This window comes from Variovorax sp. 10N420, assembly GCF_056394705.1.
In genome coordinates this window covers 713,718-736,289 of record NZ_JBFTIJ010000001.1, presented here as the reverse complement: position 1 = coordinate 736,289, position 22,572 = coordinate 713,718, and the positions used below count along the sequence as shown (strand labels likewise).

Genomic DNA, 22,572 nt, shown 5'->3' with positions numbered 1-22,572 from the left:
AGCGACCGTTCGCGTCGGCACGCCAGAGCCGCCTCACATGCCCCAGCGGAGCGCTGCCGTGTGCACTGGCGCATCCCAGAGCGCCAGCGTCGCCTCGTCCATGGCGCTCACGGTGACCGAGCACCCGGCCATCTCGAGCGACGTCACATACGACCCGGTGAGGTAGCGCGCGACCTTGAGCTGCTGGCCGTCGAGCACCTTGCGCACCGCATTCACCATCAAATACAGCTCCATCAGCGGTGTGCCCCCGAAGCCATTGACCAGCAGCAGCACTTGCTGCCCAGGCTTGAGTGAAAGGTCCTTGAGGATTGCGCCGCTGAGCTCGGCCGCAATGTCGTCCGCCGACGAGAGCCTGACCCTTCGCCGGCCGGGTTCGCCGTGGATGCCGACGCCCATCTCCATTTCGTCCGCCCCTATCTGAAAGGTCGGCTTGCCGGCCGCAGGCACCGTGCAGGACGTGAGCGCCACACCCATCGAGGCGGTGGCCTTGTTGACGGAATCGCCAAGCGCCTTCAGGGCCGCGAGGCTGTCGCCCCGCTCGGCCGCGGCGCCGAGGATCTTCTCGACGATCAATGTGCCTGCGACGCCGCGCCGCCCGGTGGTGTAGGTGGAGTTTTCGACCGCAACGTCGTCGTTGACGATGACGGTTGCGTTGTCGCAATCGACCATCTCCGCGGCCATCTGGAAATTCATCATGTCGCCCGAATAGTTCTTGACGATGAACAGCACGCCCGCGCCTGTGTCCACCGCCTGCGCGGCCGCCAGCATCTGGTCGGGGGTTGGCGAGGTGAACACCTGCCCGGGACAGGCTGCATCGAGCATGCCGTGTCCGACGAAGCCCGTATGCAGCGGCTCGTGGCCCGATCCACCGCCCGAGATCAGCGCAACCTTCCCGGGCTTCGGCGTGCGACGGCGCACGAAAGGCCCGGTCTCGCCGAGCGCCACGATGTCCGCATGCGCGGCTGCAAAGCCGTCCAGGGATTCGGTCAGGAGGGAATCGACGTCGTTGATGAGCTTCTTCATGTTGCGCTTTCAGGCGAAAGGTCAGGCGGAATGGAAGAGGTTTGCGCCGGCGAATCCAGGCTGTCACAGATCGCGGCGATGATCAATGCCACCGAACGCGAGCCCGGGTCGACATGGCCCAGCGCACGATCTCCGAGAAAGGATGCCCGGCCCTTGATCGCATCCATCGCGGCGGTCGAATCGGCGCTCGCGAAGGCGCAGTCGCGAACCCGGTCGAGCAACTCGTCGCCGCCTTGCGCGAGCAGCTTCTGCACGGGATCGAGCACATCTAGCAATGTCTTCTGGCCCACTTCGGCCTTGCCAAGGCGGGTCAGGGCCTTGATGCCGGCATCGAGTGCGGCAGCCATGGCGCTGGCGGTCGGCGGGTCGGGCAATTCCTTGCCGAGCGTGATCATCAGCGTGCCGAACACCGGCCCCGACGAGCCGCCGATGGTCGACATGCAGGTCATGCCCATGGTGCGCAATGCCTCGTTGAGCGACTGACCCGCAAGCTCGCCGAGCTTGCCCTGAATGGCGAGCGCGCCCCGCCGCATGTTGAGCCCGTGGTCGCCGTCGCCGATCGCCTGGTCCAGGGCGGTCAGTTCATCGACGTGGTCGATCAGCGTCTGCGTCGCGTTGCGGATCATGTCGATGTCGGCCATGTGTGCTCCAGGTATTGGTTGCTTGCTTCATGCGCTGATGCGCCGGCCCTCGGCGTCGAACCACAGCGGGCGCGTCAGCTCGACCTGCACCGCGTCGTCGGGCTCAAAGCTCTCGTTCGCGGCTGCAGAGACGATGAGTTCCTGGTCACTGTCGTCGAGCCCGACGTGCACCAGGTGCAGGTCGCTCAGTCGTTCGATGCGCCTGACGCGCGCGGCACGGTGCGGCCTGCTGGCCGCGCCCGCAGCTTGCCCATGCAATCTCAGGTGCTCGGCGCGCGCGCCGACGGTGACGGCGCGCGGGGGTGCGTCCAGCTCCGGCAGCAGTGCCCGCGCAAAGAGATTGATGCGTGGCGAACCCAGTCTGGAGGCCACGTGGACGCTGCTCGGGTTTTCGTAGATCTGCTGCGGCGTACCGACCTGCACCAGCACGCCGGCATCGAGAACGCCGATGCGCGTGGCCATGGTCATTGCTTCGATCTGGTCGTGCGTCACATAGAGCATCGTGGCGCCCAGGTCCTGCTGGATTCGCTTGAGCTCCAGCCGGAGGTCGTTGCGCAGCTTGGCATCGAGTGACGACAGCGGCTCGTCCATGAGGTAGATCGACGGATTGCGTACCAGGGCGCGCCCGATTGCCACGCGCTGCATCTGGCCGCCCGAGAGGCGGGTCGCCGGGTTCTTCAGTTTGTCGTGGATCCGCAGCATTCGAGCCACTTCCTCCACCTTGCGGCGCACTTCGTTCTCCGGAAGGGGACGCAACGGAGAGCGGAGCGGAAAGGCAAGGTTGTCATAGACGTTCAGGTGCGGATAAAGCGAATACTGCTGGAAGACAAACGCCACGTCGCGCAGCGCTGGCGCGATAGCCGTGGCGTCGCGCCCGCCGATCGAGATGCGGCCCGCATCCGGCGTTTCGAGGCCGGACACCAGCCGCAGCGTGGTGGTCTTGCCCGCGCCGCTGGGGCCGAGCAGCACGAAGAACTCGCCGCTTGGCATGTCGAGCGTCAGCCCTTCGATGGCCCGCACGGCGCCGAAGCGCTTTTCGACGTTGGCGAGGCGAAGCTCAGCCATGGCGTGCTCCCTGCCGGCCGCGCTGCGGCGTCTCGTCGCGGGCGGTGCGCAAGGCTCGGCCCGATGCGGCGTCGAAGAGCGATATCACCGATGCGTCGAAGGCGAGCCCGACATGATCGCCGCGCGCGACCGGCAGCGTGACATCCACTTTGGCGCGCACCGTGGCGCCTTGTGCGGTGGCGAGCGTGACGACGGTGCGGGTGCCGAGGTATTCGGTCCCGAGCACCTCCGCGCGCAAGGTCGAAGCATCTTCGAGACGCAGATGCTCCGGCCGTATGCCGCAGAGCAGCGGGCGCGGTGCGACGTCTTCACGCAGTGTGGGCACTTCGATCTGCGTGGGTCCGATGCGGATCGCCTGTTCGCCGCTCGCGAGCCCCGCCTCGAAGGGCAGGAAGTTCATCGAAGGCGCGCCGATGAAGTCCGCGACGAAGACACTCGCGGGCCGCTCATACACCTCCAGAGGCGCACCGAGCTGCTCGATCACGCCTTCGTTCATGACGGCGATCACGTCGGCCATCGCCATCGCTTCCATCTGGTCATGCGTGACATACACGGTGGTGGCGTGCAGCCTGTCGTGCAGTGCGCGCAGCTCCTGGCACATCACTTCGCGGAATTCGGCATCGAGCGCGCCGAGCGGTTCGTCCATGAGAAAGGCCTTTGGCTGGCGCACGATCGCACGGCCGAGTGCCACGCGTTGCCGATCGCCGCTCGACAACTGCGACACCGGCTTGTCCAGAAGATGCGTGATGCGCAGCGTGCGTGCCGCCTTCTCGACCTCGCGGCGGACCTCCGCGCGCGCCATGCCTTGCGACACCAGCGGAAAACCGATGTTGCGACGCACGTTCATGTGCGGATAGAGGGCGAACATCTGGAACACGAAAGCAATGTCGCGTGCCGATGCCCGCTTGAAGCTGACGTCTTCGTCGCCGAGGAAGATTCGGCCCGAGGTCGGCAGCTCGAGGCCCGCGATCATCCGCAGCGTGGTGGTTTTGCCGCAGCCCGATGGGCCGAGGAGGCAGAAGAAATCGCCGTCCCGCACGGTGAAGCTGGAGTTCTTCACCGCCGTGAAGTCGGCGAAGGCTTTATGCAGCTGATGAACGCGTATCTCTGCCATGGCTCACTCGGGAAACTTGGAGACGACCATGAACAGCGCGGTGCCGAACAGCGTCGTGGTGAACGACCACGTGAACAGCGCCATTGCCAGCGGTTGCAACATCATCACGAGCCCGGCGGTGATCACGAGGCAGGCGACGATTTCCATCGGTCCGCGGCGCAGCCAGCGCGGCCAGCGGCGCCGATCGGGTGAGGCGGGGGAGAGCGAAGAGGCGGTCGGCATGTCTGGCATTCGTGCACTCCTACTTGCGCACCGCGCCGAAGGTGATGCCGCGCAACAGGTGCTTGCGCAGAAGGATCGTGAAGACCAGGATCGGCACCAGGAACAGCGTGGTGCCGGCGGCAACGGCCGGCCAGTCCTGCCCACCTTCGCCAATGATGATCGGGATGAAAGGCGGCGCCGTCTGTGCGGTGCCCGAAGTCAGCAGCACCGCGAAGGCGTATTCGTTCCACGCGAAGATCAAGCAGAAGATCGACGTCGCAACAATGCCGGTGGTGGCTTGCGGCAACACCACCTTCCGAAAGGCCTGCAGGCGCGTGTAGCCGTCGACCATTGCCGCTTCTTCGTATTCGCGCGGGATCTCGTCGATGAAGCCTTTCAGCAGCCAGACCGCGAGCGACACGTTCACGGCGCTGTAGAGCAGGATCATCCCCAGCCGCGTGTCCGACAGCCCGAGTTCGCGGTACATCAGGAAGATGGGGATCGCCACCGCGATGGGCGGCATCATCCGCGTCGACAGGATGAAGAACAGGAGATCGTCCTTCAGCGGCACGTTGAAGCGCGAGAACGCATAGGCCGCCATCACGCCGATGCCGACCGACAGCACTGTCGAGCCGAAGGCGATGATCAGCGAGTTGACGAATCTCGGGATGTAGTTGGACCTGCCGGCGACCACCATGTTGTCGCCCCGCGCGACTTTGTCGCACACATCGCTCGGCGGTGGCAGCGCGGCGATGTATTCGGGCGTCTGGCGCGAGCGCGTCGTGAAGAGGTTGCAATAGCCCTGCGGCGAAGGCGTGAACAGGATCTTCGGCGGATAGCTGATCGAATCCGTCGGCGTCTTGAAGCCGGTCAGGATGATCCACACCAGCGGGATCATCGTGACGAGCGCGTACAGGACGACGACGGCGCCCGCGACCCGCCGTGTGCGCGAACTCGGCTCAACGACCGAGTGCGCTGTGCTGATGCCCATGCTGGTGCTGGTGCTCATGTGCGTCCTTCAGCGGTTCTTCACGTGGTTGAGGGCCTTGACGTAGATGTTGGCAAGGCCGAACACCGCAACGAAAAGGATGATGGCGAAGGCCGACGAATACCCGGTGCGCCATTTCTCGAAAGCCTCGCGCTTGAGCGTGATCGAGGCAAGCTCGGTCGCCGAGCCGGGCCCGCCCGAGGTCAGCAGGTTGACCATGTCGAACATCTTGAAGTTCTCGATGCCGCGGAAGAGCACCGCCAACATGATGAAGGGCAGCACCATCGGCAGCGTGATCGACCAGAACTGACGCCACTTGGAGGCGCGGTCGACCTCTGCGGCCTCGTAGATGTAGTCCGGAATGGAGCGCAGACCCGCAAGGCAGATCAGCATCACGTAGGGCGTCCACATCCAGGTGTCGACGATGACGATGGCCCAGGGCGCAAGCTTGACGGAGCCGATCATCTCGAAAGACGACGCCGGCACGCCCGACAGGTACGAGACGGCGTAGTTGAACAAGCCGGTCTGCGGTTGGTAAAGGAAGGCCCAGAAGTTGCCAACCACTGCGGGCGACAGCATCATCGGGATCAGGATCATCGTGGTCCAGAAGCCATGGCCGCGAAACTTGCGATCGATCAGGTAAGCCAGTGAGAAGCCAATGAGCACCTGCAGGAAGATGGTCCAGAAGAGAAAGTGCGCCGTTGCCTGCATCGCCAGCCAGATGTCGGGATCGGTCAGCACCGACACATAGTTGTCGATGCCGACGTCGACCACGGCTGCGTTGGGCCGGTTGGCCCGGTAGTTGGTGAACGACAGCTTGATCGTCCAGATCAGCGGAAAGATGTTGATCGCCAGCAGCAGCAGCATCGTCGGGCCGACGAACAGCCATGCGATGGCGCGGTCGGAGAGCCCGCGCATCCGCACCGCCACGCTGGGCGGTGTGGCTTGCGCGGCGCGCACGACGATGAAGGGCGGGTTTTGCATGCCGGTTCCGCGTGTGCTTCCCGTACTACTTGGCCTTGCCGTCGTCCTTGAAGACCTTCTTCCAATCGACCACCAGTGCATCGAGCGCCTCCTTGGCAGTACCCTTGTCGGCGACCACATAGTCGTGCACGCGCTTTTGCATCGACAGCAGCAGTTGCGCATACGAAGGCTCGGCCCAGAAGTCGACGACCATGTTCATCGAGTCGAGGAACGGCTGCGCGAACGGCGAGCTCTTCGGGTATGCCGGGTCGTTCAGCACGGCCTTGGCAGCCGAAGAGCCGCCGATGGCCTGCCACTTCTTCTGCACGTCAGGGTTCGCGAACCACTTGATGTATTGCAGTGCCTCATTGCGATTGGGCGAGTATGAAACCACCGAGATCCCCTGGCCGCCGAGCTGCACGCCCTTGGTCTTGTCGGACGGATTGACGAAGAAGCCGATCTTTTCGCCGCCGACGTTCGGGTCCTTGTAGAGGCCCGGGAAGAAGGCGAACCAGTTCATCATCATCGCAACCTGGCCCGATTTGAAGGCGTCGAGCCCTTCGGTCATGTAGGCATTGGTCAGCCCGGGCGGCGTGCTTCCCTTGTAGAGCGCCTTGTAGAACTCCAGGCCGCGCACCGCGTCGGGCGAGTTGACGAAGCCGTCCATGGCATACGGCTTCTTCGGGTCTTCGTACTTGAAGCCCATCGGGTAGAGAACGTTGGTCACGCCCATCGTGATGCCCTCCGAACCGCGCTCGGTGAACAGGTAGGCGCCATAGACCTTCTTGCCGTCGATCATCCGGCCCTGGAAGAACTCCGCCACTTCCTTGAACTCGCCCCAGGTTTTCGGCGGCGCGAGGTCGCGGTTGTACTTCTTCTTGAACTCGGCCTGCAACTCGGGCTTGGCGAACCAGTCCTTGCGATAGGTCCAGCCCACCGCATCTGCCATGGCGGGCAGGGCCCAGTAGTTGGGCGTGTTCTTCGGCCACTCCGCATAGCCCACCACGGTGGCGGGCGCGAAGTCGGTCATCTTGATGCCTTCCTTGTCGAAGAACTCGTTGAGCTTGACGTACTGGCCCTGCTCGGCCGCGCCGCCAATCCACTGGCTGTCGCCGATGATGAGATCGCACAGCTTGCCCTTGGAGTTGAGCTCGTTGAGCATGCGGTCGGCAAAGCTCGTCCACGGCACGAACTCGAACTTCATCTTGATGCCGGTCTTGGTAGTGAAGTCCTTCGAGAGTTCGACCAGCGCATTGGCCGGGTCCCACGCGGCCCAGCAAAGGGTGATGGTCTTGTCCTGGGCACGGACGTCCACGGGGGTCAGGCTGAGCACGGTGGCAGCGGCGAGGGCGATCACCCCCGGGAGCATCTTCGACATCGATTTCATGAGCTGTCTCCAAAGATTTGGGTTCAGGGGCACATACCGGGCGTCCGCTCAATGAAGGTTCTCGGCCGTCAGGATCTCGATGCGCGGCTGCACCACGTTGAGTGCACCGCGAACGTTCTCGCACAGCGCGCGCAGAACGCGCGCCGCCGTCAACACGCAGTAATGGATGTCCTGGTGCAGGACGTAGGAAAGGGCGTCCGCGCTCAGCAAAGAGGCGTGCGCGTCCGTGAAGTCATGGGCGACCACGCCAACCTGCGGCGCGAGGCCGCTTTGCGCCATGGCCCGCGCAACCCCGGCGGTGCCGGAGCCGACGTTGTAGATGCCCGCCACCCGTGCCGGATCGATGTCGTCCTTCAGTGCTTGCAGCAGTGCGTCGCAAGCGCCATCGTCGTCGGCCGGCAGATCGGGCGTGCGCATCAGGCGCAGCCTGGGAAAGCGCTCTTCGAGGACATGCGCGAATCCGATGCGCCGTTCGATTTCCGCCGAAAGGCGCGTTGCCTGCGAGGACAGCAGCAGCGTGTCGCGGCGGCTGTCGTTCGACATCCGTCCGAGCAGCAAGCCCGCGGTGCGGCCGGCGGCGCGGTTGTCGGCTCCGATGCAGGTTTCGCGCATCGAGCCGGCGACGTCCGAGAAGAGGGTCACGACATGGACGCCGGCGCGCACCAGTTCGTTGATCGCGCGTTTGATCGGCGGCAAGTCCGGCGCCAGCACGGCAACCCCCTCGCAATTGCCGACTTGCGCCAACTCGTCGGCAAAGCGCGCGGGATCGGTAGCGTCGATGCGATGCGTGACCTCAGTGATATGGGCATGCCGGAAATCGCCTGCCGCCTGGGCAATCTGCCTCTCGACCAAGTCCAGGAACGGTGAGGCATCGGCCGGCAGCACATAGGCGAAGCGCGAATTCGCGGCCCGTCGCGGCCGTCCCGGTTGCTGCGGCGCGCCGAGTTCTTCGACCACCTGCATCACGCGCTGAACGGTTTCGGCATTGACGCCCGGGCGCCGGTTGAGCACGCGATCGACAGTGGCCGTCCCCACACCAGCGGTGCGTGCGATGTCTGCGATGGTGGGCGCGGAGGACATGGGCGATGTCTTTATGACGGAGTTGATCGTATTTACATCTCTAATTAAATCAATCAGGGTTTTGGAGCATCCAAGACAGCCCCGAGCCGACGCCTCGGATGCCGCCCAGCGCCTCTGGCAGAGCGTCCGCGCTGTCCTGCAACAAAATGACATGGTTTCCGGCAGCCATTCAACTGGCACCTTCTCGATAAAGAACACAGTTGAAGAGAAGAAGAAGGAGATCCCGATGCACTTGCCGGTCAACAGAATGCCGACCGTGATCGGTGCGTCCGCCGCGATGGCTGCGATTGCGCTCGCTTCGGTCACCGCGGCGCAGTGGCTGCGGGTGCGGCACTCACTTCGCACGGCCCGCACCACGTGGGCGGTCGATCACCCCTACCAGTGCAAGCCCGAGCAGCCGTCGGCGCGAGTCCTGGTGCTGGGCGACAGCACCGGTGTGGGGCTCGGCGCCAATCTGCCGGACGAATCGATCCCGGGAATGCTCAGCGCGGACCATCCGCAGGTCGAGATCACGAACCTGGCCGTCAGCGGCGCGCGATTGGAGGACGTTCGCAATCAACTCGACGCGCTGCCGGCCGGCGCTGCGGAGCCTGCCTACGACCTGATCCTCTTGATGGTGGGCGGCAACGACGTGCTGCGCCTGACGCCCACGGCGCGCCTTGCCCTGGATGCCGATATCCTGCTGCCCGAACTGACCCGGCGCGGCACGAAGGTGCTCTGGCTGTGCAGCGCCAACCTGGGACTTGCACCGGTCTTCATGGCGCCGTGGTCATGGTGGGCGAGTTCGCGGACCTATCGGGTGTGCATGCTCTTCGAGCGAATGGCCGCGCGGCACGGCGTGCGCTTCATCAGCGTCTTCGGTGAGCGGCGAAAGGAACCGTTCTCGAGCGAGCCTTCGATCTATTTCTCGCCCGATGGCGTCCATCCCAGCAGTGCCGGATATCGCGCCTGCTATGAGCACCTGCGGGAGGCGGCCTGCCTGAATGAACTGATTCAGGATGCGCAAAGGCGCAACGCCGCCACATCCATGCTCGATGTGACTGCGCCTGTCGCCGCCACGCATGCAGCGTCTTTGCGCGTGGCGTGCGACGGGGGCGCCGTGTGAGTCAGCTTGCCGAAAGGCAACGGCTCATACTTGCAGCACGGCCTGCAGAGCCGACAGGAGACAAGCCCATGAGCCGCTATGCGGAGTTCTATCGCCGTTCCATCGATGCGCCCGAAGCGTTCTGGGCCGAGCAGGCCGAGTTGATCGACTGGAAGACGCCGCCGAAACAGATCCTCGATGCGAGTTACCCGCCTTTCGCGCGATGGTTCGCAGGCGGCACGACGAACCTTTGCCACAACGCGGTCGACCGGCATCTTCCTGAGCGCGGCGATCAACGGGCGTTGATCTTCGTGTCGACCGAAACCGGCGTCGAAAAAAGCTACACCTTCCGCGAACTGCACTCTGAAGTGCAGAGGATGGCCGCAAGCCTGATCGAACTCGGTGTCGGCAAAGGCGATCGCGTGCTGATCTACATGCCGATGATTCCGGAGGCCGCCTTCGCGATGCTGGCGTGCGCACGCATCGGGGCCATCCATTGCGTCGTCTTCGGCGGCTTTGCGAGCGGGTCGCTGGCATCGCGCATCGATGACGCCGCGCCAAAGGTCATCGTCAGCGCCGACGGAGGATCGCGCGGCAACAAAGTGCTGGCCTACAAGCCGCTGCTGGATGAGGCGATCCGCCTGTCGGCGCACAAGCCGTCCGCCGTGTTGCTGGTCGACCGCGGCCTCGCGCCGATGGCACTCACCGAAGGGCGCGACCATCTTGCGGCGCCGCTCCTCGAAAAACTCCGTGACACGGCTGTGCCATGCACCTGGCTGGACGCCACCGACATCAGCTACACCATCTATACCAGCGGCACCACCGGCAAGCCCAAGGGCGTGCAGCGCGACACCGGGGGCTATGCGGTGGCGCTTGCCGCGAGCATGAAGCACATCTTCGACGGCCGCGCCGGCGAGACGTATTTCTCGACCAGCGATATCGGCTGGGTCGTCGGCCACAGCTACATCGTCTATGGCCCGCTGATCGCCGGCATGGCAACCATCATGTACGAAGGCCTGCCAACGCAAGGCATCGACCGGCAACCTGATGGCGGAATCTGGTGGCGGCTGGTCGAGAAATACAAAGTCACGGTGATGTTCAGCGCGCCGACCGCGGTTCGCGTGCTCAAGAAGCAAGACCCCGCATTGCTCAAAAAATACGATTTGTCGAGCCTCCGGGCGCTTTTCCTGGCCGGCGAGCCACTGGACGAACCCACCGGCCGCTGGATCGGCGAGGGCCTCGGCGTGCCGATCATCGACAACTATTGGCAAACCGAGTCCGGTTGGCCGATCCTCACCGTGGCGAATGGCGTCGAGCCCACACCCAGCAAGCCGGGCAGCCCCGGCATCCCCATGTACGGGTTCAAGGTCAAGATCGTCCACGAAACCACCGGGGAAGAGCTTGTCGGCGCAGGCGAAAAGGGCGTCGTCGTCATCGAGGGCCCCACGCCCCCAGGTTTCATGCAGACCATCTGGAAAGACGATGCCCGCTTCATCGATACCTACTGGAAAAGCATTCCCGGAAAGATGGTCTATTCGACCTTCGACTGGGGCATCAAAGACGAGGACGGCTATTTCTACATCCTCGGCCGCACCGACGATGTCATCAACGTCGCCGGCCATCGCCTGGGCACCCGCGAAATCGAAGAAAGCATCTCCGGCCACCCCAACGTCGCCGAAGTCGCCGTGGTCGGCGTCGCCGACCCCCTCAAAGGCCAAGTCGCCATGGCCTTCGTCGTCCCAAGGAACGCGGCCGCCGATGCCGATTCCGCATTGCGTCTCGAAGGAGAAATCATGAAACGCGTCTCCGACGACCTCGGCGCACTCGCCCGTCCCGCCAGAGTCCGTTTCGTCACCGCCTTGCCCAAGACCCGCAGCGGCAAGCTCCTCCGCAGAGCCATTCAGGCCGTCTGCGAACACCGCGACCCCGGCGACCTCACCACCATCGACGACCCCTCAGCCCTCCACCAAATCACCAACTCCCTTTAACCGCCCGCCGCCCCAATTCGCGAAGTACCGCGGAACCGGCTTAGCCGGGCCGCTGGTATTGCCCCCGGTGGGGGGGGCTGAGCGACACGAAGTGCGCGAGCCTGGGGGCGAGCAACAGTGAACAGTGGCACAATGCGGCGGTACTCAGGCCCTTCCCCAGCCACAGTCGCATCCGCCAACCGGTTCAGCCGTGTCGCGGAAGGTTTCTTAAACCAGCTAGTGCTTCCTTCAGGGAAGCGAAGGTCAGCGGAATATGAGCGATTCCTCGTCGACGTCTTCGTCCGTCTACAGCGCCTATCAAGGCAACACCTACCTCTTCGGCGGCAACGCGCCCTATGTCGAAGAGATGTACGAAAACTACCTCACCAATCCCGGCAGCGTGCCCGACAACTGGCGCTCGTACTTCGACGCGCTGCAAAACGTCCCGGCCACCGACGGAACCAATGCCAAGGACGTACCGCATCTGCCGGTCGTCAATGCTTTCGCGGAACGCGCCAAGCAGGGCACGTCGAAGGTCGTCGTCGCCACTGGCGCTGATTCCGAACTCGGCCGCCAGCGCACCGCCGTCCAGCAACTGATTGCCGCCTACCGCAACGTCGGCGCCCGCTGGGCAGACCTCGATCCCCTCAAGCGCACCGAGCGCCCAGCCATCCCTGAACTCGAACCATCGTTCTACGGTTTCTCCGACGGTGACCTCGAGACGGTGTTCAACACGAGCAACACCTTCTTCGGCAAGGACACAATGTCCCTGCGCGACCTGCTCAACGCCCTGCGCGAAACCTACTGCGGCACCATCGGCGCCGAGTACATGTACATGACCGACCAGGCGCAAAAGCGCTGGTGGCAGCAGAAGCTCGAAAGCGCCCGCACCAATCCGAAGCTCACCCCGGACGAGAAGAAGCGCGTGCTGGAGCGCCTCACCGCGGCCGAAGGCCTCGAACGCTTCCTGCACACCAAGTACGTCGGCCAGAAGCGCTTTTCGCTCGAAGGCGGCGAAAGCTTCATCGTCTCGATGGACGAACTCATCGACCAGGCCGGACGGCGTGGCGTGCAGGAAATCGTCATCGGCATGGCGCACCGCGGCCGCTTGAACGTGCTGGTCAATTCGCTGGGCAAGCTGCCCGCGGACCTCTTCGCCGAGTTCGACCACACGGCCCCCGAGGACCTGCCAAGCGGCGACGTCAAGTACCACCAGGGCTTCAGTTCCGACGTGTCGACGTCGGGTGGCCCGGTTCATTTGAGCCTGGCCTTCAATCCTTCGCACCTCGAAATCGTCAATCCCGTCGTCGAAGGCTCGGTGCGCGCGCGCATGGACCGCCGCGCCGATCCGCTCGGCAAACAGGTTTTGCCCGTCATCGTGCACGGCGATGCGGCCTTTGCAGGGCAGGGCGTCGTCATGGAAACGCTGGCGCTGGCGGAGACGCGTGGCTACTCCACGGGCGGCACGGTTCACATCGTGATCAACAACCAGATCGGCTTCACGACCAGCGATCCGCGCGACAGCCGCTCGACGCTGTATTGCACCGACATCGTCAAGATGATCGAAGCCCCCGTGCTGCACGTGAACGGTGACGATCCCGAAGCGGTGGTGCTCGCCACGCAACTCGCGCTCGACTTCCGCATGGAATTCCAGAAGGACGTGGTCGTCGACATCATCTGCTTCCGCAAGCTCGGCCACAACGAGCAGGACACGCCGGCGCTCACGCAGCCGCTGATGTACAAGAAGATCGCGCAGCACCCCGGCACGCGCAAGCTGTATGCCGACAAGCTCGCCGCCCAAGGCATGGGCGAGACGCTCGGCGACGACATGGTCAAGGCGCAGCGCGCCGCATTCGACGCCGGCAAGAACACGTCGGACCCGGTGCTCACCAACTTCAAGAGCAAGTACGCGGTCGACTGGAGCCCCTTCCTCAACAAGAAGTGGACCGACGCCGGCGATACGGCGATCCCCACCGCGGAGTGGAAGCGCCTCGCGGAACGCATCACCAAGGCGCCGGACAACTTCACCGTGCACCCGCTCGTCAAGAAGGTGCTCGACGACCGCGCCGCGATGGGTCGCGGCGACGTCAACGTCGACTGGGGCATGGGCGAACACATGGCTTTCGCCTCGCTGGTCGCCAGCGGCTATCCGGTCCGCCTGTCCGGCGAAGACAGCGGGCGCGGCACCTTCACGCACCGTCACGCGGTGCTGCATGACCAGAACCGCGAGAAGTTCGACGAGGGCACCTATGTGCCGCTCCAGAACGTGGCCGAGAACCAGGCGCCGTTCGTCGTCATCGACTCCATCCTGTCGGAAGAGGCGGTGCTTGCGTTCGAATACGGCTACGCCTCGAATGACCCGAACACGCTCGTGATCTGGGAAGCGCAGTTCGGCGACTTCGTCAACGGTGCGCAAGTCGTGCTCGACCAGTTCATCGCATCGGGCGAAGTCAAGTGGGGCCGCGTCAACGGCATCACGCTGATGCTGCCGCATGGGTACGAAGGCCAGGGCCCGGAACACAGCTCGGCCCGCCTCGAGCGCTTCATGCAGCTGTCCGCCGACACCAACATGCAGGTCGTGCAACCCACCACGGCCAGCCAGATCTTCCACGTGCTGCGCCGCCAGATGGTGCGCAGCCTGCGCAAGCCGCTGATCATCATGACGCCGAAGTCGCTGCTTCGTAACAAGGATGCGACTTCGCCGCTGTCCGAGTTCACCAAGGGCGGTTTCCAGACGGTCATTCCGGACACCAAGGACCTGAAGGCCGACAAGGTCAAGCGCGTGATCGCGTGCTCGGGCAAGGTCTACTACGACCTGGCGAAGAAGCGCGAGGAGAAGGGCACCGACGACGTGGCGATCATTCGCGTCGAGCAGCTCTACCCGTTCCCGCACAAGGCTTTCGCCGCCGAACTGAAGAAGTACCCGAACCTCGTGGACGTCGTGTGGTGCCAGGACGAGCCGCAGAACCAGGGCGCCTGGTTCTTCGTGCAGCACTACATCCACGAGAACATGCTGGAAGGCCAGAAGCTGGGCTATGCCGGCCGTGCCGCCTCGGCGTCGCCTGCGGTGGGCTATTCGCACCTGCACCAGGAACAGCAGAAGGCACTCGTCGACGCCGCCTTCGCAAAACTCAAGGGCTTCGTGCTGACCAAGTAAGAAGAACTCGATTCATTCACAAGAAACACGAAGCTGGAACTACATAAAAATGTCCATCGTTGAAGTCAAAGTCCCCCAACTGTCCGAGTCCGTGGCCGAGGCCACCATGTTGCAGTGGAAGAAGAAGGCCGGTGAGGCCGTCGCCGTCGATGAAATCCTGATCGAGATCGAAACCGACAAGGTCGTGCTGGAAGTGCCCGCACCTTCGGCGGGCGTGCTGGCCGAAATCGTCGTGGGAGACGGCGCCACCGTCGTGGCCGATCAGTTGATCGCCAAGATCGACACCGAAGGCAAGGCTGGTGCTGCTGCGCCTGCGCCGGCTGCCGCTCCGGCGGCGGCTCCCGCGGCGGCTGCAGCCCCGGCCGCTGCTGCGGCAGCGACCGGCACCTCGAAGTCCGACGTCGCCATGCCCGCTGCAGCCAAGCTCCTGGCGGACAACAAGCTGAGCACCGGCGACGTGACCGGCACCGGCAAGGACGGGCGCGTGACCAAGGGCGACGTGCTCGGCGCAGTCGCTGGCGGCGCGACCGCCAAGGTGGCGGCGCCCGTGCCTGTCTCCACTGGCGCACCGAAGACGGCGTTGCCGCAAGTCGCAATGCCGGCCGGCCTGTCGAATCTTGGCGACCGCCCTGAACAGCGCGTGCCGATGAGCCGCCTGCGTGCACGCATTGCCGAACGCCTGCTGCAGTCGCAATCGACCAACGCCATCCTGACCACCTTCAACGAAGTGAACATGGCGCCCGTGATGGAAATGCGCAAGCGCTTCCAGGAAAAGTTCGAAAAGGAGCACGGCGTCAAGATCGGCTTCATGAGCTTCTTCGTGAAGGCCGCGGTGCACGCGCTCAAGAAGTACCCGGTGATCAACGCATCAGTGGACGGCACCGACATCGTCTACCACGGCTACTTCGACATCGGTATTGCCGTGGGCTCGCCCCGCGGACTGGTGGTGCCGATCTTGCGCAATGCCGATCAGATGAGTTTTGCCGACATCGAGAAGAAGATCGCCGAATACGGCGCCAAGGCGCGCGACGGCAAGCTGGGCATCGAAGAGATGACCGGCGGGACCTTCTCCATCTCCAACGGCGGCGTGTTCGGTTCGATGCTGTCGACCCCCATCATCAACCCGCCGCAATCTGCGATTCTGGGCGTGCACGCCACCAAGGACCGCGCGGTCGTGGAAAACGGTCAGATCGTTGTTCGCCCGATGAACTACCTCGCGATGAGCTACGACCACCGCATCATCGACGGCCGCGAAGCGGTGCTTGGCCTGGTAGCCATGAAGGAAGCGCTGGAAGACCCGGCGCGCCTCCTGTTCGATATCTAGCTCGCCCCCAGGCTGCGCGCACTTCGTGTCGCTTCGCCTTCCCCCTGCCGGGGGCAACACCGGCGGCCCGGCAAAGCCGGTTCCGCGGTGTTCGCGGATGAGATGCGAAGGCCGCGCGCTTCAAAAATGAAACGGAATAATCAATGAGCAAACAATTTGACGTCATCGTCATCGGTGGCGGCCCCGGCGGCTACATTGCCGCCATCCGAGCGGCGCAGCTTGGCTTCAACGTGGCCTGCATCGACGAATGGAAAAACGCCAAGGGCGGTCCGGCATTGGGCGGCACCTGCACCAATATCGGCTGCATTCCCTCGAAGGCGCTGCTGCAATCGTCCGAGCACTACGAGCATGCCGGGCACAGCTTTGCCGACCACGGCATCAAGGTCGAAGGCCTCGGTCTCGACCTGGCGAAGATGCTGTCGCGCAAGGACACGGTCGTGAAGCAGAACAACGACGGCATCGTGTATCTGTTCAAGAAGAACAAGGTCGCGTTCTTCCACGGCCGCGGCTCGTTCTCCAAGGCTGCGGACGGCGGCTACGAGATCAAGGTCGCGGGCGCTGCCGAAGAGAGCATCGTCGGCAAGCACATCATCGTGGCGACCGGCTCGAATGCCCGTCCGTTGCCGGGCGCGCCTTTCGACGAGGAACTGGTCCTTTCGAACGACGGCGCATTGCGTATCGGCGGCGTGCCCAAGAAGCTCGCGCTGATCGGCTCCGGCGTGATCGGCCTTGAAATGGGGTCGGTGTGGCGCCGCCTCGGTGCCGAAGTCACTGTGCTTGAAGCATTGCCGACCTTCCTCGGCGCCGTCGACGAGCAGATAGCCAAGGAAGCCAAGAAGGCTTTCGACAAGCAGGGCTTGAAGATCCAGCTCGGCGTCAATGTCGGCGAAGTCAAGCCAGGCAAGAACGGCGTCAGCATTGCCTACACCGACGCCAAGGGCGAAGCGCAGACGCTCGAAGTGGACAAGCTGATCGTCTCGATCGGGCGCGTGCCGAACACCAACGGCCTGAACGCCGAAGCCGTGGGCCTGAATCTCGACGAGCGCGGCGCGATCGTGGTGGACGACGACTGCAAGACCAGTCTTCCCAATGTCTGGGCCATCGGCGACGTGGTGCGCGGCCCGATGCTCGCGCACAAGGCCGAGGAAGAGGGCGTTGCCGTGGCCGAGCGCATCGCCGGCCAGCATGGGCACGTCAACTTCAACACGATCCCGTGGGTGATCTACACCTCGCCCGAAATCGCCTGGGTCGGCGAGACCGAACAACAGCTCAAGGCGAGCGGCCGTGCCTACAAGGCCGGCACCTTCCCCTTCCTGGCGAACGGGCGCGCCCGTGCGCTGGGCGATACGACCGGAATGGTCAAATTCCTGGCGGACGCGGCGACGGACGAGATCCTCGGCGTCCACATGGTGGGCCCGATGGTGAGCGAATTGATCTCCGAAGCCGTGGTTGCCATGGAATTCAAGGCCAGCGCCGAAGACATCGCCCGCATCTGCCATGCGCACCCGTCGCTGTCGGAGGCGACCAAGGAAGCGGCTCTGGCCGTCGACAAGCGCACGCTGAACTTCTGACCAGTGGGAGTCGTCAGGCAGGCCTATGACGCGGAGTTGGCCTCCCGGGGTTTCGCGAGCGACCCCGCGCAGCTCCGCGCCATCGATGCGCTCGATCGCTGCGCGAGCGAATGGGCGGACTTCAAGGCCCAGCGCTCGAACGCGTTCAAGAAGCTGATCAATCGGCCAGAAATCCCGCGCGGGGTCTACATGTATGGCGGCGTCGGACGCGGCAAGAGCTTCCTGATGGATTGCTTCTTCAACGCCGTGCCGCTGCGCCGAAAGACACGCCTGCACTTTCACGAGTTCATGCGCGAGGTGCATCGCGAGTTGGCCGAACTGCAGGGCACCGTCAATCCGCTGGATGAACTCGGACTGCGCATCTCCAAGCGATATCGGTTGATCTGCTTCGACGAGTTTCACGTCGCGGACATCACCGACGCCATGATCCTGCACCGGCTCCTGGTGGCGCTGTTCGAAAACGGCGTGGGCTTCGTCACGACGTCGAACTTCAAGCCCGACGACCTGTATCCCGGCGGTCTGCACCGAGATCGCATCCTGCCGGCCATTGCCTTGCTGAACGAGCGGCTCGAAGTCATCAGCGTCGACAACGGCACGGACTACCGGCGCCGCACGCTGGAGCAGGTCCGCCTGTATCTCACGCCCAACGGCGCCGCCGCCGACAAGGAGATGCGCAAGGCTTTCGAGCGCTTGGCCGAAAGTGCCGACGAGAATCCGGTGCTGCACATCGAGTCGCGAGAAATCCATGCGCTTCGCAAAGCCGGCGGAGTCGTCTGGTTCGATTTCAAGACGCTGTGCGGCGGACCGAGATCGCAGAACGACTACCTCGAGATTGCCAGCCAGTTCCACACGGTGCTGCTGTCCGACGTGCCCTACATGCCGGTGCGCATGGCCTCGGAAGCACGCCGTTTCACCTGGTTGGTCGACGTGTTTTACGATCGACGCGTGAAGCTGATCATGTCCGCCGAAGTCCCCCCCGAGGCGTTGTATACCGAAGGCCCGCTGGCCCATGAATTTCCGCGCACGGTTTCCCGGCTCAACGAGATGCAATCGGCGGAATTCCTGGCGCTCGATCGCCGCGTCGTGGACACACGCCTGACATGAAGAACACTGTCGCCGCCATGTTGCTCGGATTGGCTGTCTTGCCGCTCTGGGCGCAGACATCCGCCACAACCGCCAACGCCGACCTCGACGCCGAACGCGCACGCCTCAGTGACGAGCGAAAGGCCGTGGAGACCCGATTCGCGGCGGAACAGGCCGCTTGCTACAAGAAGTTCGCGGTCGAAGGTTGCCTTCAGGACAGTCGCCGCCGTCGCCGTGCCGATACTGAAGACATCAAGCGGCAGGAAATGGCGATCAACGACTTCGAGCGCAAGCGCCGCGGCGCGGCCGAACTCGACAAGCTCGAGCAGCAAAAGTCGCCTCAGCAAGCGAAGGACGCGGACGCGAAGCGCGAGCAATCGCTGGAGTCGCAAAAGGGACGCGAGCAACGTGCCGCAGAGCATTCCGAGAGCCGCGCCCAGACGGCCGCTGGCGAAGCGGAGCAGAAGCGGCAGTTCGAGAACAAGCAGCGCGCCCATGCCGAGGAGCAGGCCAAGGCGGCAAATCGGAGGGCTCAGGCTCCGGCCGAGCGAGCCGACTACGAGGCCAAGTTGAAGAAGGCCGAAGAGCATCGCGCCGACCTGGAGCGGCAGAACGCAGCAAAGACCAAGCCGAGATCGGCGCCGTTGCCGGCACCCGGCGCGGCGGCACCAGCGCCTGCTGCCCCTGGCACTCCGACTAGGCCTTGAGGCGAGGCGCCGCGGAGCCTTGGCGCTTCAATGCTCAGGCTTCGACCGGAAGCGGCTCGAGTTTCAGCACGACGATGGAGATGTTGTCCCCCGTTCCTCGTGCACGGCGGCGCGCTTCGGCCACCAGCAATTCGACAGCGGCCCGCGGAGGCTGATCGGACAGCAGCGCACCCATCTCTTCGGGCGTGAAGTAGTGCCACAGGCCGTCGCTGCACGCCATCAGCACGTCGCCGGTCACCATGCGCGGGATGAAGTGGATATCGACCGGCGGCGGCGTCGACTTCATGCCAAGGCACCCTAGGAGGATGTTGCTCTGCGGGTGCAGATTCGCTTCTTCATCGTTGATCTCGCCGCGGTCGACCAGCACCTGCACATACGAATGGTCCTTGGTGCGCTTGACCAGCCGACCTTTGTGAAAGTGATAGATGCGCGAATCGCCGGCATGGACCCACGCGCAGTCGCCTTCGGGATTCATGAGGAAAGCCGCCAGCGTGCTGTGCGGTTCCTGTTCGCTCGACACTGCGGTGAGCTTGATCACCGTGTGGGCGTCGTCGAGTATTTGCCGCAACACGGCGACAGGTTCGTCCCGGCCCGGCTTGTAGCGTCCAAAGAGCTGGCGCGCCGTCATCAGGACCTGGTCGGAGGCCTTGCGCCCACCGCTGCGGCCGCCCATGCCGTCCGCGACGACGCCCAGCACGCAGCCGGACACCCGCGGATGGGTCATGATGAGGACTTGGTCTTGCTGGTAGGGGCGATCGCCTTGGTGGAGGCCGGTAGCGGCGGCGAGTCGAAAGCTTCGGGTCATGTGGGCGCTGAGGCGCCGACGGCGCGATCTCTCATGTTTTCGTGCGAGCTGGACGAAGACGTATTATCGAGTGAACGCAAGCAGCGGAAGAGCCGCGAAAATGCGCCGTTTGTGAATTGCGCACGTTGGACTCCAATCTTCACTCTATTTCGCGACAGTTGATCGAGCTTCGGATCGAACACGCCGACCTCGACGCCTCTATCGACAGGCTTGGGGATGCAGTTCCGCGCGACGAACTGCTGTTGCGACGCCTCAAAAAGCGGCGACTGGGGCTGCGTGACGAGATCGCGCGCCTGGAACGCGCTCTAGATCCCCAAGAGCCAGCCTGATGTCCCTCGAGCAAGAAGTGCGCGAGGCCTTCGCGCAGGATGGCGTGCTCTCGCAGGCGGCCGAACAATTCCGCGAGCGCGAAGGGCAGACGCAAATGGCGCTCGCGGTTTCGCGGACCATCGAAGAAGGCGGCGTGCTCGTGGTCGAGGCGGGGACCGGCGTGGGCAAGACATTTTCATATCTCGTGCCTGCGCTGCTGAGCGGAGAGAGGGTGCTCTTGTCGACCGCCACCAAGACGCTCCAGGACCAATTGTTCGGCCGTGATCTGCCCCGGCTTGTTGCGTCGCTCGGGTTGCCGGTGCGCACCGCCTTGCTCAAGGGACGCGCAAGCTATTTATGTCTGCACCGGCTCGACCTCGCGCGCCATGACGCATCCATGCCTGAACGCGCCACCTTGCGCACCCTTGCGAAGATCGAACAGTGGTCCAAGTCGACTCGCACGGGTGACCTGGCTGAACTTCCGGGCCTGGATGAGCGCTCGCCATTGATTCCCCTGGTGACTTCCACGCGTGAAAACTGCTTGGGCGCGCAATGTCCCCAGTTCAAGCCGTGTCACGTGAATCTCGCGCGACGCGAGGCCATGGCGGCTGACGTCGTGGTCATCAATCACCACTTGTTTTTTGCCGATCTGGCCGTGCGCGAGTCGGGCATGGCGGAGTTGTTGCCAACCGTTCGGGTCGTGGTTTTCGATGAAGCCCATCAGTTGAACGAGACGGGCGTCCAGTTCCTGGGTGTGCAACTCGGTAGCGGACAGGCGCTCGATTTCGCCCGCGATTTACTGGCCGCAGGACTCCAGCATGCGCGCGGGCTGGTCGACTGGCAGCAAGTGGTGGCCGCGGTCGAGCATGGCTCGCGCGAGTTGAGGTTGTCCGTCGGCAAGCAATACCCGGGCACCAAGCTGCGCTGGTCCGCCGAATCGCCTGAAGGCGTCGGTGTGGACGCCTGGCAGGGCGCGCTCGATGCTTTGCAGCAAGCTTTCGAGGCGGCTGCGCGTGCGCTTGATACCGTGAGCGAGCTTTCCCCCGACTTCGTGCGTCTGCATGACCGCGCGCAGCAACTTTCCGAGCGCGCAAAACGCTTTGCCAAGGTTTGTCCCACAGGCTCCGTGCGATGGGTTGACGTCGGCTCGCAGTTGCGGCTGGTCGAATCCCCGCTGGACATTGCCGAGGCGGTGCGCACGCGCGTGCTCAAGACCGACGCGGCCAGCCCGGAGGACGATGGGCGTGCGTGGATATTCACATCCGCCACGCTCGGCGACGATCCCAGGCTGAAATGGTTCACCGAGCCTTGTGGCCTTGACGATGCCGAAGTCCTGCGTGTTCAAAGCCCGTTCGACTACGCACGCCAGGCGGCTCTGTATGTGCCGCGCGCTTTTCCCAAGCCCAACGACCCCGCTCATGGCCAACGCGTCGCCGGTCTTGCCGCTCGGGGTGCCATTCAACTGGGTGGCCGCACCTTGGTCCTGACGACGACCCTGCGCGCATTGCGCACCATCGGCGACGTGATCCGCCAGGAATTCGAGACCGTGGAGCCGGCGCTGCGACCTGAAGTGCTGGTGCAAGGCGAGCTGCCAAAGCGCACGTTGATGGATCGATTCCGAGAGGGCGCCACCGAGGGCCGAAGTGGTTGCGTGCTGGTCGCATCGGCGTCGTTCTGGGAAGGATTCGATGCCCCTGGCGATGCCCTGCAGCTCGTCGTCATCGACAAATTGCCCTTCCCGCCGCCCAACGATCCATTGGTAGAGGCCCGTTCCCAACGCCTTGAATCTCAGGGACGAAGCGCCTTCAGCGACTATTCGCTACCCGAAGCAGCCGTCGCCCTCAAGCAGGGCGCCGGCCGCCTGATCCGTCGGGAGACAGACATGGGCGTCCTCGCCATCTGCGACACACGACTCATCGCCATGGGCTACGGCCGTCGTCTGCTGGCTGCGCTCCCGCCCATGCGAAGAATCGAAACCGAAGAAGATTTCGACACCGCCGTAGCCAACCTGGCAAGCAGCCGACAAGTTTGATCCACCACCGCCGTCCCGCCGCAAGGCGCCGTACCTTCCCCTCGGGGGGTGGAGTTACATGAAGCGAAGCG

The 22,572-nt window shown here is 64.1% G+C and carries 19 protein-coding genes; 9 read left to right on the top strand and 10 right to left on the bottom strand.

Going from position 1 to position 22,572, the window contains the following annotated elements:
* Positions 1–33: 33 nt before the first annotated feature.
* The 9 genes from dhaK to AC1DEK_RS03395 are packed head-to-tail and all read right to left on the bottom strand — an operon-like array spanning position 34 to position 8,462.
* Entirely contained in the window at positions 34–1,023 is a 990-nt protein-coding gene (gene dhaK, locus AC1DEK_RS03435) for a dihydroxyacetone kinase subunit DhaK (protein ID WP_478123780.1), read from the bottom strand.
* Positions 1,020–1,664 carry a dihydroxyacetone kinase subunit DhaL gene (gene dhaL / locus AC1DEK_RS03430; protein ID WP_478123779.1) on the bottom strand — a complete coding sequence of 215 codons (645 nt, stop codon included), beginning with the start codon at positions 1,662–1,664 and terminating at the stop codon, positions 1,020–1,022. Before dhaL ends, dhaK begins: the two co-directional genes overlap by 4 nt.
* A 27-nt stretch (positions 1,665–1,691) precedes the next feature.
* The gene (locus tag AC1DEK_RS03425; RefSeq protein WP_478123778.1) at positions 1,692–2,729 is read right to left on the bottom strand and encodes an ABC transporter ATP-binding protein; all 1,038 of its coding nucleotides are present in this window, start codon (positions 2,727–2,729) and stop codon (positions 1,692–1,694) included.
* Positions 2,722–3,843 (bottom strand): ABC transporter ATP-binding protein, encoded by a 1,122-nt coding sequence (locus AC1DEK_RS03420; RefSeq protein WP_478123777.1) that lies wholly within the window; start codon positions 3,841–3,843, stop codon positions 2,722–2,724. Before AC1DEK_RS03420 ends, AC1DEK_RS03425 begins: the two co-directional genes overlap by 8 nt.
* Positions 3,844–3,846: 3 nt before the next feature.
* A complete protein-coding gene (locus AC1DEK_RS03415; RefSeq protein WP_478123776.1) occupies positions 3,847–4,074 on the bottom strand; it encodes a hypothetical protein in 228 nt (75 codons plus the stop codon).
* A gap of 10 nt (positions 4,075–4,084) precedes the next feature.
* Positions 4,085–5,053: a carbohydrate ABC transporter permease gene (locus AC1DEK_RS03410; RefSeq protein WP_478123775.1), complete on the bottom strand. Its 969-nt coding sequence runs from the start codon at positions 5,051–5,053 to the stop codon at positions 4,085–4,087.
* A gap of 9 nt (positions 5,054–5,062) precedes the next feature.
* Positions 5,063–6,016 (bottom strand): carbohydrate ABC transporter permease, encoded by a 954-nt coding sequence (locus tag AC1DEK_RS03405; RefSeq protein ID WP_478123774.1) that lies wholly within the window; start codon positions 6,014–6,016, stop codon positions 5,063–5,065.
* Between the two features lie 25 nt (positions 6,017–6,041).
* Complete coding sequence (locus tag AC1DEK_RS03400; RefSeq protein ID WP_478123990.1) at positions 6,042–7,373, bottom strand: ABC transporter substrate-binding protein; 1,332 nt, start codon at positions 7,371–7,373, stop codon at positions 6,042–6,044.
* Positions 7,374–7,430: 57 nt separating this feature from the next.
* A complete protein-coding gene (locus tag AC1DEK_RS03395) occupies positions 7,431–8,462 on the bottom strand; it encodes a LacI family DNA-binding transcriptional regulator (protein ID WP_478123773.1) in 1,032 nt (343 codons plus the stop codon).
* A 226-nt stretch (positions 8,463–8,688) separates the two neighbouring features.
* Between AC1DEK_RS03395 and AC1DEK_RS03390 the strand changes: the two genes are divergently transcribed.
* The 7 genes from AC1DEK_RS03390 (at position 8,689) to AC1DEK_RS03360 (ending at position 19,355) form a co-directional block, all read left to right on the top strand.
* Complete coding sequence (locus tag AC1DEK_RS03390; RefSeq protein ID WP_478123772.1) at positions 8,689–9,567, top strand: GDSL-type esterase/lipase family protein; 879 nt, start codon at positions 8,689–8,691, stop codon at positions 9,565–9,567.
* A 68-nt stretch (positions 9,568–9,635) separates the two neighbouring features.
* Positions 9,636–11,534 carry a propionate--CoA ligase gene (locus tag AC1DEK_RS03385; RefSeq protein WP_478123771.1) on the top strand — a complete coding sequence of 633 codons (1,899 nt, stop codon included), beginning with the start codon at positions 9,636–9,638 and terminating at the stop codon, positions 11,532–11,534.
* Positions 11,535–11,787: 253 nt separating this feature from the next.
* A complete protein-coding gene (locus AC1DEK_RS03380; RefSeq protein WP_478123770.1) occupies positions 11,788–14,670 on the top strand; it encodes a 2-oxoglutarate dehydrogenase E1 component in 2,883 nt (960 codons plus the stop codon).
* Positions 14,671–14,719: 49 nt separating this feature from the next.
* Positions 14,720–15,994: a 2-oxoglutarate dehydrogenase complex dihydrolipoyllysine-residue succinyltransferase gene (odhB, locus tag AC1DEK_RS03375; protein WP_478123769.1), complete on the top strand. Its 1,275-nt coding sequence runs from the start codon at positions 14,720–14,722 to the stop codon at positions 15,992–15,994.
* Between the two features lie 143 nt (positions 15,995–16,137).
* Positions 16,138–17,565 carry a dihydrolipoyl dehydrogenase gene (lpdA, locus tag AC1DEK_RS03370; RefSeq protein WP_478123768.1) on the top strand — a complete coding sequence of 476 codons (1,428 nt, stop codon included), beginning with the start codon at positions 16,138–16,140 and terminating at the stop codon, positions 17,563–17,565.
* Between the two features lie 3 nt (positions 17,566–17,568).
* Complete coding sequence (zapE, locus tag AC1DEK_RS03365) at positions 17,569–18,669, top strand: cell division protein ZapE (protein ID WP_478123767.1); 1,101 nt, start codon at positions 17,569–17,571, stop codon at positions 18,667–18,669.
* Positions 18,666–19,355: a hypothetical protein gene (locus AC1DEK_RS03360; RefSeq protein ID WP_478123766.1), complete on the top strand. Its 690-nt coding sequence runs from the start codon at positions 18,666–18,668 to the stop codon at positions 19,353–19,355. Before zapE ends, AC1DEK_RS03360 begins: the two co-directional genes overlap by 4 nt.
* A gap of 34 nt (positions 19,356–19,389) precedes the next feature.
* Here the strand turns inward: AC1DEK_RS03360 and AC1DEK_RS03355 are convergent, their stop codons facing one another.
* Positions 19,390–20,160 (bottom strand): PP2C family protein-serine/threonine phosphatase, encoded by a 771-nt coding sequence (locus AC1DEK_RS03355; RefSeq protein ID WP_478123765.1) that lies wholly within the window; start codon positions 20,158–20,160, stop codon positions 19,390–19,392.
* Between the two features lie 125 nt (positions 20,161–20,285).
* Between AC1DEK_RS03355 and AC1DEK_RS03350 the strand changes: the two genes are divergently transcribed.
* Both AC1DEK_RS03350 and AC1DEK_RS03345 read left to right on the top strand, forming a co-directional pair.
* The gene (locus AC1DEK_RS03350) at positions 20,286–20,489 is read left to right on the top strand and encodes a DUF465 domain-containing protein (protein ID WP_478123764.1); all 204 of its coding nucleotides are present in this window, start codon (positions 20,286–20,288) and stop codon (positions 20,487–20,489) included.
* On the top strand, positions 20,489–22,501 hold the full coding sequence (locus AC1DEK_RS03345; RefSeq protein WP_478123763.1) for an ATP-dependent DNA helicase: 2,013 nt from the start codon (positions 20,489–20,491) through the stop codon (positions 22,499–22,501). Before AC1DEK_RS03350 ends, AC1DEK_RS03345 begins: the two co-directional genes overlap by 1 nt.
* The last annotated feature ends 71 nt before the right edge of the window (positions 22,502–22,572 follow it).

Bases quoted from the DNA above. Each gene is read 5' to 3' on its own strand.
- lpdA (WP_478123768.1), top strand. From the start codon at position 16,138: ATGAGCAAACAATTTGACGTCATCGTCATCGGTGGCGGCCCCGGCGGC.
- AC1DEK_RS03385 (WP_478123771.1), top strand. From the start codon at position 9,636: ATGAGCCGCTATGCGGAGTTCTATCGCCGTTCCATCGATGCGCCCGAA.
- AC1DEK_RS03405 (WP_478123774.1), bottom strand. From the start codon at position 6,016: ATGCAAAACCCGCCCTTCATCGTCGTGCGCGCCGCGCAAGCCACACCG.
- AC1DEK_RS03400 (WP_478123990.1), bottom strand. From the start codon at position 7,373: ATGTCGAAGATGCTCCCGGGGGTGATCGCCCTCGCCGCTGCCACCGTG.
- AC1DEK_RS03355 (WP_478123765.1), bottom strand. From the start codon at position 20,160: ATGACCCGAAGCTTTCGACTCGCCGCCGCTACCGGCCTCCACCAAGGC.
- dhaL (WP_478123779.1), bottom strand. From the start codon at position 1,664: ATGGCCGACATCGACATGATCCGCAACGCGACGCAGACGCTGATCGAC.
- AC1DEK_RS03410 (WP_478123775.1), bottom strand. From the start codon at position 5,053: ATGAGCACCAGCACCAGCATGGGCATCAGCACAGCGCACTCGGTCGTT.
- AC1DEK_RS03380 (WP_478123770.1), top strand. From the start codon at position 11,788: ATGAGCGATTCCTCGTCGACGTCTTCGTCCGTCTACAGCGCCTATCAA.
- AC1DEK_RS03415 (WP_478123776.1), bottom strand. From the start codon at position 4,074: ATGCCAGACATGCCGACCGCCTCTTCGCTCTCCCCCGCCTCACCCGAT.
- AC1DEK_RS03420 (WP_478123777.1), bottom strand. From the start codon at position 3,843: ATGGCAGAGATACGCGTTCATCAGCTGCATAAAGCCTTCGCCGACTTC.
- AC1DEK_RS03360 (WP_478123766.1), top strand. From the start codon at position 18,666: ATGAAGAACACTGTCGCCGCCATGTTGCTCGGATTGGCTGTCTTGCCG.
- AC1DEK_RS03345 (WP_478123763.1), top strand. From the start codon at position 20,489: ATGTCCCTCGAGCAAGAAGTGCGCGAGGCCTTCGCGCAGGATGGCGTG.
- AC1DEK_RS03390 (WP_478123772.1), top strand. From the start codon at position 8,689: ATGCACTTGCCGGTCAACAGAATGCCGACCGTGATCGGTGCGTCCGCC.
- dhaK (WP_478123780.1), bottom strand. From the start codon at position 1,023: ATGAAGAAGCTCATCAACGACGTCGATTCCCTCCTGACCGAATCCCTG.
- AC1DEK_RS03395 (WP_478123773.1), bottom strand. From the start codon at position 8,462: ATGTCCTCCGCGCCCACCATCGCAGACATCGCACGCACCGCTGGTGTG.
- odhB (WP_478123769.1), top strand. From the start codon at position 14,720: ATGTCCATCGTTGAAGTCAAAGTCCCCCAACTGTCCGAGTCCGTGGCC.
- AC1DEK_RS03425 (WP_478123778.1), bottom strand. From the start codon at position 2,729: ATGGCTGAGCTTCGCCTCGCCAACGTCGAAAAGCGCTTCGGCGCCGTG.